14 protein-coding genes are annotated in these 16254 nt (G+C 29.7%); 11 read left to right on the top strand and 3 right to left on the bottom strand.

Annotated elements, in window-relative coordinates; all coding sequences use genetic code 11:
• Positions 1-158 precede the first annotated feature (158 nt).
• The 4 genes from spoVAC (at position 159) to KGF36_RS11140 (ending at position 3310) form a co-directional block, all read left to right on the top strand.
• Complete coding sequence (spoVAC, locus tag KGF36_RS11125) at positions 159-596, top strand: stage V sporulation protein AC (RefSeq protein WP_003418420.1); 438 nt, start codon at positions 159-161, stop codon at positions 594-596.
• 135 nt (positions 597-731) lie between these two features.
• Entirely contained in the window at positions 732-1745 is a 1014-nt protein-coding gene (gene spoVAD, locus KGF36_RS11130; protein WP_227829679.1) for a stage V sporulation protein AD, read from the top strand.
• A gap of 12 nt (positions 1746-1757) precedes the next feature.
• Positions 1758-2120, top strand: a complete 363-nt coding sequence (spoVAE, locus tag KGF36_RS11135; RefSeq protein WP_169468704.1) for a stage V sporulation protein AE — start codon at positions 1758-1760, stop codon at positions 2118-2120.
• A gap of 170 nt (positions 2121-2290) precedes the next feature.
• Positions 2291-3310: a LacI family DNA-binding transcriptional regulator gene (locus tag KGF36_RS11140; RefSeq protein WP_227829678.1), complete on the top strand. Its 1020-nt coding sequence runs from the start codon at positions 2291-2293 to the stop codon at positions 3308-3310.
• 126 nt (positions 3311-3436) lie between these two features.
• On the opposite strand, the gene KGF36_RS11145 is transcribed toward KGF36_RS11140, so the two are convergent.
• Complete coding sequence (locus tag KGF36_RS11145; RefSeq protein ID WP_227829677.1) at positions 3437-4303, bottom strand: LysR family transcriptional regulator; 867 nt, start codon at positions 4301-4303, stop codon at positions 3437-3439.
• Between the two features lie 148 nt (positions 4304-4451).
• Here KGF36_RS11145 and KGF36_RS11150 point away from each other — a divergent pair, with 148 nt between their 5' ends.
• The 4 genes from KGF36_RS11150 to KGF36_RS11165 are packed head-to-tail and all read left to right on the top strand — an operon-like array spanning position 4452 to position 7907.
• Positions 4452-5294 (top strand): DUF3100 domain-containing protein, encoded by an 843-nt coding sequence (locus tag KGF36_RS11150; protein ID WP_227829676.1) that lies wholly within the window; start codon positions 4452-4454, stop codon positions 5292-5294.
• A 14-nt stretch (positions 5295-5308) separates the two neighbouring features.
• Entirely contained in the window at positions 5309-5773 is a 465-nt protein-coding gene (locus tag KGF36_RS11155; protein ID WP_227829675.1) for a hypothetical protein, read from the top strand.
• Positions 5774-5786: 13 nt separating this feature from the next.
• The gene (locus tag KGF36_RS11160; protein WP_227829674.1) at positions 5787-6932 is read left to right on the top strand and encodes a M20 family metallopeptidase; all 1146 of its coding nucleotides are present in this window, start codon (positions 5787-5789) and stop codon (positions 6930-6932) included.
• 39 nt (positions 6933-6971) lie between these two features.
• Entirely contained in the window at positions 6972-7907 is a 936-nt protein-coding gene (locus KGF36_RS11165) for a DUF1177 domain-containing protein (RefSeq protein ID WP_227842789.1), read from the top strand.
• 184 nt (positions 7908-8091) lie between these two features.
• Here KGF36_RS11165 and KGF36_RS11170 read toward each other — a convergent pair whose 3' ends face one another.
• A complete protein-coding gene (locus tag KGF36_RS11170; RefSeq protein WP_227842790.1) occupies positions 8092-10761 on the bottom strand; it encodes a transglycosylase domain-containing protein in 2670 nt (889 codons plus the stop codon).
• Positions 10762-10975: 214 nt separating this feature from the next.
• On the opposite strand from KGF36_RS11170, the gene yunB reads away from it, so the two are divergent.
• Positions 10976-11674, top strand: a complete 699-nt coding sequence (gene yunB / locus KGF36_RS11175) for a sporulation protein YunB (protein WP_227433393.1) — start codon at positions 10976-10978, stop codon at positions 11672-11674.
• A 284-nt stretch (positions 11675-11958) separates the two neighbouring features.
• Here the strand turns inward: yunB and KGF36_RS11180 are convergent, their stop codons facing one another.
• On the bottom strand, positions 11959-12966 hold the full coding sequence (locus tag KGF36_RS11180; protein ID WP_227842791.1) for a SpoIVB peptidase S55 domain-containing protein: 1008 nt from the start codon (positions 12964-12966) through the stop codon (positions 11959-11961).
• Positions 12967-13193: 227 nt separating this feature from the next.
• Here KGF36_RS11180 and KGF36_RS11185 point away from each other — a divergent pair, with 227 nt between their 5' ends.
• Together KGF36_RS11185 and KGF36_RS11190 are read left to right on the top strand one after the other, a co-directional pair.
• Complete coding sequence (locus KGF36_RS11185) at positions 13194-14078, top strand: N-acetylmuramoyl-L-alanine amidase family protein (protein WP_227839493.1); 885 nt, start codon at positions 13194-13196, stop codon at positions 14076-14078.
• Positions 14079-14691: 613 nt separating this feature from the next.
• Positions 14692-16242, top strand: a complete 1551-nt coding sequence (locus KGF36_RS11190; RefSeq protein ID WP_227842792.1) for an ABC-F family ATP-binding cassette domain-containing protein — start codon at positions 14692-14694, stop codon at positions 16240-16242.
• Positions 16243-16254 lie beyond the last annotated feature (12 nt).

The raw sequence follows: 16254 nt of genomic DNA on the forward strand, positions 1-16254 counted from the left end.
AAAAAATATTAAAAAACAAGGTGTCTTTATAATAGAAAATAAATTATTTTCTTTATTAGGCATCTTTTTTATTTTTTGACAAAACTTTAAGTGTCTAAAATAAATTATAGGTTTATTTTTTTAAAATTAACAAATAATACTTTAGAGAGGTGTTTAGTATGGATAAAAATTATAAAAAGTATGTAGACCAAATAAGCCCAAAACCTACATATTTAAAAAACTATACACTTGCATTTATTGTAGGTGGAATTATTTGTATGATAGGGCAAGCTATAAATGATTTATACATGAAAGTTGGAGGGCTTGATAAATTAGGTGCTAGTTCTGCTACATCAATAACACTAATATTTATAGGGGCATTTCTAACTGGATTAGGAGTTTATGACCTAATCGGAAAAAGAGCAGGAGCTGGTTCTATAATACCAATAACAGGTTTTGCTAACTCAATAGTATCTCCTGCAATGGAGTATAAAAGAGAAGGATATGTATTAGGTGTAGGTGCAAACCTATTTAAAATTGCAGGACCAGTTTTAGTTTATGGTATAGGTTCTTCTATTTTATGTGGAATTATTTATTATATTTTTAAAATGTTTTAGATGATTTTTATTTAATTTAAACTTTATTAATTAACTATTAGCTAGAAAAATTATCTATTAGAAAATAGCTATGAAAATTTCAATTAATATTAAAGGATTAAATAGTAAAATTCAAAATTAAAAAGGTGTGAAAATATGAAAAATAAAAGAATTGGAAAAAGAACAGTCAAGCTAGAAAATAAACCAACAATAATATCAGCTGGCACTATAGTCGGTTCTAAAGAAGGTGAAGGACCGCTAAAGGACTATTTTGATATGATTATGACCGATGATTTATATGGTGAAAAAACTTGGGAATTAGCTGAAAGTAAAATGGTAGAGACTGCATCACAGAAAGCCATACAAAAGGCAGGAAAAAAACTGTCAGATGTAAATTACATGTTAGGTGGAGATTTAATCAATCAAATAGTACCAGCATCTTTTGCTGCAAGAGAATTAGCAATTCCATTTTTGGGTATATATGGTGCTTGTTCTACAATGGCAGAAGGACTTTGCATAGGTTCTATGCTTGTAGATGGTGGTTTTGCAGATTTAGTGCTATCAGGTACATCAAGCCATTATTGTACAGCAGAAAGACAATTCAGATTTCCACTAGAGCTAGGAAATCAAAAGCCAATGACAGCTCAATGGACAGTTACAGGAGCAGGAAGTGTTTTACTAGCTCCTAATGGAGAAGGTCCTAAAGTAAAATATGTTACAGTTGGAAAAGTAATAGATAAAGGTATTGATGATGGTAATAATATGGGACCAGCCATGGCTCCAGCAGCAATAGATACTATATATTCTTATTTTGAAGACACTAATGATGACCCAAATAGCTTTGACATAATTGCCACTGGCGATTTAGGTACACTTGGAAAACAGATAACAGAAGACTTTTTAAAACAAAAAGGTGTAGATATTTCAAAGTGTTATACTGATTGTGGTATAGAAATGTTTAACCTTAAAGAGCAAGATGTTCACTGTGGTGGAAGTGGATGTGGATGTTCAGCTACAGTATTTGCAGGATATATATATGAAAAGTTAAGAAAAAAAGAATTTAACAAAGTAATGCTCGTATCAACAGGAGCACTATTATCACCAACAAGTACACTACAAAAGCAAACAATACCATGTGTTGCACATGCAGTAGTAATAGTAAATGAGTAGGATGTGATATATATGTTAATGGACTATGTAAGAGTATTTATTGTAGGTGGAATTATATGTTTAATAGCCCAAGTAATGATGGATTATTTTAAGATGCAAACTCCATATGTTATGGTAACATATGTAACATCTGGTGTAGTTTTAACTTTTCTAGGACTTTATGAGCCATTAGTTAAGTTTGCAGCAGCAGGTGCAACAGTTCCTATAATAGGATTTGGATATTCACTTGCAACAGGAGTGATAAAATCAATACAAAGTGATGGATTTTTAGGTATTTTTCTAGGTGGAACAACTGCTACAGCTGGTGGAATAGCCGCAGCTATATTTTTTGGATATATTATGTCAGTAGTATTTACACCAAAAGCAAAACCATAAAATCACTTAAATATATGATAAGTTTTTTTATTAAAATAGGTAGATATCTTTTTAGATTCTACCTATTTTTTTATAGTTACAAGCGTTTACATAATCAAGTTGACAATTATTTACAACATGGTGTAGTATTATATTAGCAAAAATAAAATGAAGTGAAGTAGGGGATAAAGATGGTAACTATTAAAGATATTGCAAAGAACCTAGGCATTAGCTATTCAACTGTCTCTAGGTGCTTAAACAATAATCCTAATGTATCTGAAAAAACAAAAAAGAAGGTAGTGGAAGAGGCTAACAGGCTAGGGTTTCATTTTAATGTAAATGCGAGAAATCTAGCAAAAAAAGAAACAAATAGAATAGGGGTAATCTTTTCAAATAATTTTAATCATCAAGACACTAGAAAATTTTTTAGTGATATAATGGACAGTTCTATAAATTCTATTGAGACTAATAAGTACGACTTTATAATACAGCCTAATAATAACATTAGTGGTGACAGTAATGTCTATAAAATGGTTAATGGACAAATGGTTGATGGATTAGTAATAGTGTCTCAATCAATAAAAAAAGAAGAGTATGAGTTTTTAAAAGACAATAATTTTCCACATGTATTCATATATTTTAAGCCATCTTTTGTAGGAGAAGTAGATAATTTCTTTTGGGATGATAACGTATATGGAGGTTATATAGCTACTAAGCATTTAATAGATCATGGTCATAAAAATATAATAACAATAACTTCAGAAGATAAGAGTTCAAAAATGCACGAAGATAGAACAAAAGGGTATTTAAATGCTATGGAAGAAGCTAATTTAAAGACTGATGTAATTGAATCTAGAATGGATTTTGAATCTCAAGTTGAGCTATTAAAAAAATATATTGATAAAATAAAAAAAGCTTCAGCTATATTTGTGCAACAAGATGTACCAGCTATTTCTATAATACAAGAATTAAAAACTACTTATGGTATAAATGTACCAGAAGACATATCTGTAATAGGATATAATAATATTGAATTGATATCTTACTTTAGGTCACACTTATCAACAATAGATGACCCAAGAGAACAAGTTATAAAAAATGGAGTAGATAGTTTAGTAAATACAATAAATAAAAAGAGTACAGAACATATCCCAAGAAAACTTTATCCAAGACTAATTATAAGAAACAGCGTTAATAGAATAAAAAACTAAAAGTAGTCCAGTTGATTATAAAATTTAATATGAATAAAAACCTGCATAAAAATAAAAATACTGGAATGAAAACTCATTCCAGTATAAAGTCCAACCTTTTGGGTCTCAGTGCAACATTGAGCTTTACTATTTATTAAGATAGTTTTTTATAAAATCAATAAACATCCTTGTTGACTTGTTTAAAAATTTATTATCTGTCCAATATAGCTCAATAAATTGCTCACATCTTATATCATTAATAGGCAATAGTTTAATAGAAGATTCATAATCTATACACCATGATTTTTCAGGAATAAATCCAACTCCATGACCTTCTTTTATCAAATTATAAACAGTTGAAGGAGAATCACATTCAAAACATACATTAGGTTCAAAGTCAGCATAGTTACAAAATCTATCTGTAATTTTTCTGAAATTTGTACCTTCTTCTAAACATATAAAATTCTCATCTTGTACATCTTTAAAATATATACTGTTAAGCTTTGATAGTGGATTGTTATAAGGGATACCTATAAATATTTCTTCACTAGTTAATACTTCATAATTTGATGATTTAAATTCAAAGCAATATGAAGTAATACATATATCAAAATCGTAGTCAAATGTTGATTTTGGAACATGTTGCATTAATTTGAATGAAATATTTGGATGTAATTTTTTAAATTCACTAAGTACATCTAAAATTAACCCTGATGCAGTAAGTACGATTAATTTGATTTGGTCAAACTCACTACAAGCTAAATCTTTTATTTCTTTAGTTGATGTATCTAATAAATTAAGTATTGAATCAACTCTTTTAAGAAAAATATTTCCGCAATAGTTTAATTTAATAGACCTTCCTTTCCTGTCAAATAATTTTACACCTAAATCCATTTCAAGTAGAGCTATACTTTTACTAAGTGCTGACTGTGTTACATGCAATTGCTTAGCAGCATTAGTCATATTTTCAGTACGAGCTATAACTTGAAAATATTTTAATTGTAATAAATCCATGATGTTTAATCCTCCTTTTGCTTTATGACTAAAAGCATATAAAAATAATGAAAAATTTATATTATACATTATCGATGAGAGAATATATAATTAAATCACTAACAATTATATTGTAAGAAAATTATAAAAATTGCAAGGAGGTACAGAAATGAAAGGAAAGACAGGAATTAGAAATGCTCTGATAGCAGCCTGTATAATTACAGTATTGGCTGAATTAATTGGGCCTATTTCATTTAAAGTTATGGGTATTAATATAACTTTACTTAGTATACTATGGGCTATCTTTATAGGTATGGCTGTTTCCCCTCATTTGTTAGGAAGGATTATACCAGCTTTAAAAAAGTTTATAGGAGATAATGAAATAAATGTATCTCCATATCTTTTATCCTTAACTCTATATCCATTGGGAATCATGTTTGGAATTAATGCAGGACCTAAAGTTGGTATATTACTTCAAGCAGGACCAGCACTTTTATTACAAGAGTTTGGTCATATGGGTACAATGTTAATAGCATTACCTGTTGGAGTAGCATTAGGTCTTGGAAGAAGTGCATTAGGAGGAACTTTTTCATTATGTCGTGACACAGCACTAGGAATTATTGGGGATAAGTATGGATTGAATTCACCAGAAGGTATAGGAACATTAGGAACTTATATAAGTGGTAGTATCTTTGGAACATTATTATTTTCATTTTTGGCACCACTGGGTGTTCTTATAGGCTTTCATCCATATGCTTTAGCAATGGCATCAGGAATGGGAAGTGGTTCTATGATGGGGGCTGCAACAGCATCATTGATGAATACTGTACCAAATATGTCTGAACAGATTTTAGCTTATTCAGCAACCAGCGGATTGATTACAGCTGTTACTGGAATATACATAGAATTATTTTTATCATTACCAGTTGCCAATTATTATTATAGTAAAGTGGCTCCAATTATTGAGAAGTTTAGAAGTAGAAAAAAAACAAAAACAAGAGATGTTTTATAATGGAGGGTGTATAGATGGAAAAAACTTTGAAGACTATTATGGAACAGATAAAAATAGTAATGTTCATATATATTATTATTTGCTTTGGACAGGCTATAGCACTTAAAACACAGGCTAAAGATTTATTGATTGGAAGTGTATTTGGTTTTATATTAGTAATAATTGCTATTGTAATAAAGAATTTTGTTAAGAGACCAAATTTACCAGGTTTTGCATGGGCTACTTTGGTTGCGTTTGTATTATCACTTCCAATATCACCAGTTGGAGATTTTATAGCAAGTAATATAGGAAAAATAAATTTTATGTCTACAGTAACACCATTATTAGCTTTTGCAGGAATTTCTGTAGGTAACCAATTGGATATATTAAAGACTTTGAGCTGGAAGCTAGTAGTTATATCATTTATAGTTATGACATCTACTTATTTTGGTTCTGCTTTTATATCTCAAACAGTTCTAAAAATAAATGGAATGCTTTAAGGAGGTAGTAAGTATGGAAGAATTAAAATTAAAAATCAAAGAAGATATAAAGTTGTTATCTGATGAGAAAAAAGCATCATTTGAAAAGGTATCTAAATCTTTATTTGAAAATCCAGAATTAGCATTTGAAGAATTTAAATCACAAAAAGCATTATGTGATTTATTAGAAGAAAATGGATTCAATGTGACAAAAGGTGTAGGAGGATTAGAAACATCTTTTGAGGCAGTCTACTCAAATGGAACTGGTGGAAAGACAGTGGCTTTTTTAGCTGAATATGATGCACTTCCAGGTATGGGACATGCTTGTGGACACAATATTATAGGCACAAGTTCTGTTGGAGCGGGTATTATTTTAAAAGAAGTTATAAAAAAATATGATATAGAAGGAACTGTAAAAGTGTTTGGAACACCTGCTGAAGAAAGAGTAGGTGGAAAGATAACTATGATTAGAGAAGGAGTATTTAAAGATGTAGATGCTGCATTAATTTTACATCCATGTGATGCTTCAATACCTGATGATATATCATTTGCTCAAGTTAATTTAAAATTTGATTTTAGTGGAAAAGCTTCTCATGCTGCTGCTTATCCTTGGGAAGGAAGAAGTGCATTAAGTGGAGTAATAGCATTGTTTAATAGTGTAAATAGCATGAGATTACATCTTAAAGATTATGCAAGAGTACATGGAATTATAACTGATGGAGGTAGTATACATAACATAATTCCCGAAAAATCTACAGCTATATTTAATGTAAGAGCATTAAGCATAGAATACCTAAATGAAATTTGTGATATGCTTAAAAATTGTGCTAAGGGAGCTGCAATTTCTACAGGAACTAGTGTAGAAGTAATTCAATTAGATGAGATATATAAAGAAATAAAAAATGATTCAAGATTAGTAAATATAGTTAGAGAAAATTTTGAAGTATTAGGTGAAGACTATATTGAAAGAGATTTAACTCAAGGTATTGGCTCAACTGATACTGGAAATTTAACTCATGAAATACCTGCAATACAAGCGTATATCAAATTAAAAGAAAATACTGCAACTCATACAGAAGAATTTGCTGTAGCTGCTGGTGGAGAAGAAGGAAAAATAGCACTTATAAAAGCAATTAAAGTACTAGCAATGTGTGGTGTAGATGTTTTGTACAGTAAATAATGTATTATTAAAAAAATACATAAAGAAAGGAGATTAAATATGGTATTAAAACAAGTATTAGAGGTTTATGATATTTTAGACAAATCAACTGCAAGTGGAGAAGAAGTAAAGACATACTTACAAAGCTATGGTGGAGAAAATATAATAGTAAAAAAGCTTTCATCAAGTAAAGGTTCTACAGATTTAGTTAAGCTTACAATTGCTGGCAAGAATGGTAAATTAAAAGGAGGAAGTGCTCCTACTCTTGGTATTTTAGGCAGACTTGGAGGTATTGGGGCAAGACCAGAGGTAATAGGTTTTGTTTCAGATGGTGATGGAGCATTGGTAGCAATTTCAGTAGCAGCGAAACTTTTAGATATGCAACGAAAAGGAGATGTATTAGAAGGAGATATTGTGATTTCGACTCATATTTGTCCAGATGCTCCAACTAAAGAGCACTATCCTACACCTTTTATGGATTCACCAATAGATATGATAACTATGAATGAAAATGAAGTTGACAGTAGTTGTGATGCAATACTTTCAATCGATACTACTAAAGGTAATAGAATAATCAATACTAGAGGATTTGCAATATCGCCAACTGTAAAAGAAGGGTATATATTGAAAACTAGTGATAATCTTTTAGATATTATACAGACTGTAACTGGAAAATCTCCATTTGTATTTCCTTTATCTATTCAAGATATAACACCATATGGAAATGACTTGTATCATTTGAATAGTATTTTACAGCCAGCAGTTGCTACAAATTCTCCAGTAGTTGGAGTAGCAATTACTACAGAAATGCCTGTTGCTGGATGTGCTACAGGTGCAACTCATTTTAGTGATTTAGAGTCAGCTGGTAGATTTGCAATTGAAGTTGCCAAATTATTTGGTGTAAATAAGTGTGATTTTTATGATAAGGAAGAATGGGATATACTTATCAAAAGATATGGTAAATTAAATACATTCCAGACTTTTGGTATACAATAAGCAAAAAATATAAAATTTATATAATTTGTAATACATAAATATTATAACAATTCCCACATTAATTATAATTACTAAAAAAGGAGTGTCTCATTGAGGATTTCTAAAAATCACTCTGAGGCAACTCCTTATATTTTTGTTTGAATTTTAAGTATTTATTAATATTTAAATATAATCTTTTATTAAACTAAGGTGTTGTATTTCCACCACCATCAGGAGGGGTGACAGTACCACCACTGTTTCCACCATCATCAGGAGGAGTAGTACCACCACTGTTTCCACCATTATCAGGAGGAGTAGTACCACCACTATTTCCACCATTATCAGGAGGAGTAGTAGTTCCACCACTATTTCCACCATTATCAGGAGGAGTAGAGCCACCACCATTGTTACCTGAATTATTGTTGTTATTATTATTCTCTTCTTCTTGTTGATTATTATCTGGTTTCTTTGTATCTTCAGGAGATGGTTGAGAACTTACTCTAGAAGGAGCAGTACCTTCAATAAATGCTGCTTTAGAGCCAGAAGATTGCTTTCCTCCATCTTCTAAATTAATTTTTGTAAAATATACATTTTTAGGAACTTCAAATTCAGTAACTGTTAAATTTGCATGTATTTTTGACATAATTTTTTGCCAAAGTTTTGCTGTACTAGTACTTCCATGTGGAACATCTCTACGTTTTATGGTGTTACCAGCATCATCTTTTCTACCAGCATCATCTCCAATGTATGTTGCTCCTACATAATAAGGTGTATAACCAACAAACCAAGCATCATATGCGCTATTTGTAGTACCTGTTTTACCTGCAACAGGCATTTCTTTTGGAAGTGATGCAATACCACCTGTACCTTCAGTAATTACACTTTCTAACATATCTGTAACAACATAAGCTACTTCTGGGTCTACAACTTTATGTTCCTCAGGAGCGTTTTTAACTAATAATTGGCCATCAAAAGTAGTTATAGTAGTGTAAATAGATGGTTCTACATAAACTCCTTGATTTGCTAATGTACCGTAAGCAGCAGCCATCTGAAGTGGGGTAATACCACTTGCCATACCACCAAGTGTTAATGCTGGAAACTGTCTATCAGTTGCTCCTGTTTGGCTATTTTTAACAGTTGTTATACCAAAGTTCTTTAAGTAGTCCATCATTATATCTATACATTCATCGTAAGAATCTCCAAGCATTTCAGCAGTTTTAACTGCTATTGTATTTGAAGATTTAGCAAGTGCTTTACGTAAACTCATAGAACCATGACCACTAGTAGTAGTTCTTGGATTCCACTTATTATTTTCTTCAAATTTATATCCTCCTCTAACATCATTTAGAGCAGTTGATTGTGTAATCTTTAAAGTATCAATAGCTGGCGTATAAATTGCTAGAGGTTTTATAGAAGAACCTGGTTGATGAGGGCTAGTAGCACGATTTAAAGTTTTTCTGCCACTTATGTTTCTACCTCCAGCTAGTGCTCTTATTTCACCATTCTTGTAATCTAAAATTACCATTGCAGCCTGTGGCTGGCTAACTCCATCAGGTCCAACCATATGGCCTGGGAAATTGCTATTTTTATCAAATTCTTCTTCTAAAGCATCTTGCATTTTAGGGTCTATAGTTGTATTTACAATTAGACCACCATTGTAGAATAAGTTTTGAGCTTCATCATTTGTATGACCTTGTTCCATTAGGGCATTTATAACTTCACTTTCAATAAGGTCTTCTACAGATGAAGAAACTTTATCTGCTGATTTAGGTAATTTTATTTCTATCTTAGCATTAATTGCTTCATCATATTCTTTTTGTTTTATATATCCTAGGTCTAACATTTTCTTTAGAACAATTTCTTGTCTTTTCTTAGCTTCAGGATTGTTTATAGCTTTTCTGACAACTAATGTACCTGCTTTTAGTTGTCTATAAGTATCACTAGATATAAGTTCCCAAGTCTTTAATTTCTCAATCATATCAAAGTCTACTTGAGTTGGGTCATCTAAATCATCATCAGTTGTATTAACAAAAAATAATAATTTATTCTCTAAGTCACTCTTAGCTTCACTTCCATCTAATTTAGAAGTTTTGTAAGCTGAGAACCTAGATGGGTTTTTAGTTGAACCAGCAAGAAGTGCTGACTCAGCTATAGTAAGGTCAGCTGCAGACTTATCAAAATAACCACGTGCACCAGCTTCAGCTCCTGCAAGACCTTTTCCAACGAAGAAGTTATTTAAATAAGTTTCTAATATTTTGTCTTTACTTACTGTCTTACTCATCTCATATGCATAATAAATATCTTTTATTTTACGAGGTAGAGTTTGTTGCTCAGTAGTCAACAGCATCTTAGATACCTGCATAGGAATAGTACTACCACCTTGCTTGGTACCTGTAAGAGTCTTTAATACTGATCTAAATAAACCTTTAATGTCAACACCCTTGTGTTCATAAAAACGTTCATCTTCTATTGCAATTACTGCATGTTGAAGATGAGTTGAAATTTTATCTAATGGAACGGGTGTCTTTTTATTTACACTTGGAGCAGTAGATAATGTTTTTCCATTAGCGTATTTAATTGTAGTTGTTTGGTTGGTTTGTTTGTCTAAAACAGCTTCTGTAACTGGAGAGACATCTCTTAATGATGCAAATACTAATCCAGCAGTACCTGCTGCACCAACAACTAATAAAACTAAAAATACTATACCAAATACTCTTAGTCTTTTAAATTTATCGCTTTTTTTAGGTTTATTCTTGTTTTTAGTTGAACGAGTTTTGTTAGCTGAATTTCTATTAACTGGTTTATTTGAGTTACTAGATGAGCTAACCTTTTTTCTTCTGATTTTATTTCCATTTTTATCATTATCGTTATTCATAAGATTTTAACCTCCTTACTTAATGCAATATTATAACACAAATAGGAGTAATTTTGTAATTAATAGAAAAAATGAATTTGCTATAATATTCTTTACATTGTAGATATGTATAAACAAAATGTATTAATAAGTCTATATTTTTATTTATTTATTTTTGACAAATATTATAAAAATTATGCCAAAGTTACATATAAATAAATAGGAGGGGATAAATTTGAATAGAATAGTAGATAGAAAAAAGAAAAATGAATTTAGAAAAATTGTAGCTATTTTCTTGTTAATTCTTTTCTTGTCTGTATTTATAGGCAGTTTTATATATATAGATAAAAGTTTAAGACCAACAATTACAGTTCTAGCAGAAACAAAAGCTCTTGAATTAGCAAACAGGTCTATAAATAAAGCTGTTGCTGAAATGGTAGAAGGAAAAATAAATTATGAAGATTTAATGGATATACAGCTTGATAATAATGGAAAAATAACTATGATACAAGCAAATACTATTATGATGAATGAAATTGCATCTGCAATAGCTTTAGAAATACAAGATGAATTAAAAAAAGGTAAAACAGCAGACTCTTACATACCTATAGGAACAGCATTAGGAAGTCCTATATTAGCTAAATACGGTCCTAAACTTGAAGTATCTATTGAACCTATAGGAACAGTATCAGTAAACTTTAAAACGGAATTTGAGTCTTCAGGCATAAATCAAACAAGACATAGGATATATTTAGAAGCTCAAACCCAAGTAAAAGTTGTAATCCCACTTATAACTTCAACAAAACAAATTAAAGCTCAGATACCTATTTGTGAGACTATAATAGTAGGTGATGTTCCAGAAAGTTATGTAAATATACCTGAAAAGAACCTTGGGAATGTTTTACCTAACACTGGAAAAAATGCTAACAAGTAATATAGTGATGTTTATTTTTTGATAAATTTGAAATAATAGTTTATAAATAAAAATTTTGTAAATAATAAGTAATAAATAATAATTAAAATGGTTGTAATAAAAATTAATATAATAGTTGTAATAAAAATTAGTATAATTGTAATAAAAATTTATGTTTTTAAATATGTAAAATATTTAATATATTTGGTCTGTAGAGTGAAGGAATATATCTTCAGACCAAATATATTAGTAACATTTATTGAATGATGATTTAAAGTTTACAAATTACTTATAATATTTATTATCTATAACATCCATTTAATAAATACAGCATAACCGACAGCTGGGTCATTTTCAATGGCATGAGAAACTGCTCCTATTATTTTATCATCTTGTACTATTGGAGTACCACTCATACCTTGTACAATACCACCAGTTTGAGCTAAAAGGTTTTTGTCAGTGATTTTAATTTTAAAACTTTTACTCTCAGGATGATTTTGGTTTTCTATATCTACAATTTCAATATTATATTTTTTACATTCATTAGAGTTGTTTTGTAAAATTATTTGAGCTTTTCCTAGTTTAACTTCATTTAATGAAGCTACTTTATATTTTTTTAAGCTAGAAATATCAAAATTATTAATTTGACCTCTTATTCCAAAATCAGTGTTTTCTGTAAAACTACCAATAATATTTTCTCTTTTTGCATTTATACATCCAACACTACCTCGATAAGATTTTTCTATATCAAGATGTTTAGTTGTAGAAATTGAACCTGATTTTATAGGTATTTTTCTTGAATTACCAACACTTATTGGGTGACCTACAGCACCGAATTCTGAGGTTTCTGGATTGATATAAGTCAAAGTAGCAAATCCAGAAAGTAAGTTATTAAAACTAATTTTTTCTAATATGTGTTTAGTTGTTTTCATTGTTAGAAGTTGACCACCTCTATTTAATAAAATAGAAACTGGTTTTTCTTCTGGTAAAGCATTTAGTGTATTAGCAAAATCACTATATCCATCAACTTCTATATTGTTTACTTTGATTATAGCATCACCTAATCTAAATGGAGATGCTTCACCAGGACTTCTAACAATGATATTTTTTAGTTCTGCATCAATTTGAAGAACATTTCCTATAGGTATTAAATATTGAGGTTCACTTTTTTGTAAATTTTGTGCATAAATTAAATTATTTGAGAAAAAATATAATAAAAATAAAAATGTTAAAACAATTGTAAATTTAGACTTAGCTAAGTTATTTCTTTTACTTAAAGCTTTATCTTTAAAATAAAAATTTTTAAATTGCATAGAATACCTCTTTCTTATTAAAATATTTTAATAATAAAATTGAAATTTTCTTGCTGCCTCAATATTATGTTGCTCAAGAATCAGTTTTTGATGCTTGGAAAACTGACTCAATAACACCTTAGTTTTCATAAAAATAAATAAATTAAACAAGGTATATGATAAAATAGATACATATTCATATAAATTTAAAATAGATAATAGCTGTCTATCATTGAAAGGAGCAAAAGATGAAAAAATATAGATTGTTAGTTACTTGTATAATTGCCATGGGAATTATAATTATAGGAACATCAAATCCAGTTACCAATTTTTACAAGACAACAAATTTAATTAATTCAGGTACTACTAAAAATGAAAAAACAGATAAAGATAAAGATGAAAATAAAAATATAAAAGATAAAGATGAAAATAAATCAAATTCAAAAAGCAAAAATGATAATAAGTCAGAGGATAATAAATCAGATAGTAAAACAGAAACTCAAAAAAATAAAAAGTTTTTAATTTGTATAGACCCAGGGCATCAAGGAAAAGGAGATAGTAATTTAGAGCCAGTAGCTCCAGGTTCTTCATCTCAAAAAGCAAGAGTATCTTCAGGAACAGAAGGTATAGCCACAAAGAAAGCAGAGTATGTTTTAAATCTTGAAGCATCTGTAGTTTTAAAAAATATATTAGAATCTAAAGGTTACAATGTAATAATGACTAGAGAAACACATGATGTAAATATAAGTAACTCAGAAAGAGCGATACTTGCTAATGAGAAAAAAGCAGATATGGTTGTAAGAATACATGCAGATAGTTTAAATAATTCTTCAAAGACTGGTGCATCTATATTAGTTCCTGAGAAGGATGGAAAATATACAGCGCCTATATATGAAGATAGTAATAGATGTGCAGAATTTATCAAAACAAACATGGAACAAGCTGGAATACAAATAAATGGAATTGTTCAAAGAGGAGATTTGACTGGATTTAACTGGTCAAAAGTGCCAGCTGTATTAGTAGAGATGGGATTTATGAGCAATTACAATGAGGACCAAATGATGTCAAATCCAGAATATCAAAGAAAAATGATGCAATGTGTGGCAGATGGATTAGATGAGTATTTTAAATAAAACGTAAATAGAGAAAAAATTAGGTTGGTATTATTTTCCTGATTTTTATCTCTATTTTTTATTCAAAAAATAGTGAAAAAGCAAATTGCAAGGCTACATAACTGTTTGTATAAGAACCTACAAATCTACATTAAATGGACAGATAGACATTTACACATATGACCTATATTTTCACAATAAATCCCAACTATATGGTTTTGTAAAGTTAGATAAGATTTAGGAAGAATTTAAAGTTGATATACTTTATTAAGAAAAGACCAAAAAAAGAAGAAAACAACAAAAAAATTATGTGTATTATAGGAAGAAAACTAAATAAAGAAAACTTTTTACTATTACGAGTTTTGATTAATGAAATAATATCAGAAACCATTTTATAATTTCAAGATTAAACAGTCTACAAAGAAATTATAGCATGCATGTGCTTTTTTAGTCGATAAAGAAGTTCTATTATTGATGAAAGTATCTATTTTTTATTTTACATAATATAATGATGAAGTTTATTTTTGGTTAAATTGTTGTAAATATAACTAAAAATATTGGTAATACTTGATTTAACTTTCAAAAGAATATATTATAGTATAGAATGTGTAAAATTTTTTTGAGAGGTGTTAAAATGCTAGTAGTAGAAAACGTAAGCCACGGATTTGGAGCAAGAACAATATTAGAAAATGTATCCTTTAGACTTAGAAAAGGTGAACATATTGCACTAGTTGGCGCTAATGGAGAAGGAAAATCGAGTTTTTTAAATATAATAACGAAAAAGCTTATGCCTGATGCTGGAAATATAAAATGGTCTTCAAGAGCTACAGTAGGTTACTTAGACCAACATACAGTATTAAGTAAAGGTAAAAGTATAAGAGAAGTGCTTAGAGAAGCTTTTAAGCATATGTTTGATTTAGAGCAAGAAATGATTGCTATGTATGACAAAATGGGAGAAGCTAGTGATGATGAGATGAGTAAGCTTCTTGAAGAAACAGCAGAGATACAAACTATACTTGAAAATAGTGGTTTTTATATGATAGATGCAAAGATACAAGAAGTTGCAAATGGTCTTGGTCTTGGAGAAATTGGTCTTGATAAGGATGTAACTGATTTAAGTGGAGGTCAAAGAACAAAAGTACTTCTGACTAAACTTTTACTTGAAAATCCAACTATTCTTATACTGGACGAGCCTACAAACTATTTAGATGAGGAACATATAACATGGCTTACTAGGTATCTTCAGGAATATGAAAACAGTTTTGTTCTAGTATCACATGATATTGACTTTATAAATAATACTTGTAATGTAATATATCATATGGAAAATGGTGAGTTAAATAGATATAAAGGTAATTACGATGAATTTGTAAGACTGAATGATATAAAGAAACGTCAAGAAGAGCAAGCTTATGATAAACAAGTTGAAGAAAGAAAGAGATTAGAAGATTTTGTAGCCAGAAATAAAGCTAGAGTTGCAACAAGAGGAATGGCTAATAGTAGACAAAAACAACTAGATAAGATGGAAATACTGGAAAGACCAAAGGAAAAGATAAAACCTACTTTCTCTTTTAAAGATGCCAGAGCAGCAAGTAAAATAATTTTTGAAACGGAAGACTTAGTTTTAGGTTATGATGAAGCATTAACAAAGCCACTTAACTTCCATTTAGAAAGAGGAAAGAAGATTGCTTTAAAAGGGATGAATGGTATTGGAAAATCTACTTTATTAAAGACTTTACTTGGAATAATAAAACCATTTGAAGGAAGTGTTAAGCTAGGTGATTATTTGGAGCTTGGATATTTTGAACAAGAGAGTTCAAGAGAAAATAGTAATACACCTATGGATGAAATTTGGAGTGAATTCCCAGGGCTTACAAACTTTGAGGTTAGACAGTCTCTTGCAAAATGTGGACTTACAAATGAGCATATAACTAGTCAAATGAGAGTACTAAGTGGTGGAGAAGCTGCAAAGGTTAGACTTTGTAAAGTAATGCTAAAAAATATAAACTTCTTAGTACTAGACGAGCCTACAAATCACTTAGATGTTGAGGCAAAAGATGAATTGAAGAAAGCTATCAGAGAATTTAAGGGAACAGTTCTTTTGGTATGTCATGAACCAGAATTCTATTCAGATATTGTCGATGATGTATGGAATATAGAAGATTTTACAACTAAAATCGTGTAGTGATTTAATTTA

It is taken from the genome of Clostridioides sp. ZZV14-6009 (assembly GCF_020658095.1).
Classification (GTDB): domain Bacteria; phylum Bacillota; class Clostridia; order Peptostreptococcales; family Peptostreptococcaceae; genus Clostridioides.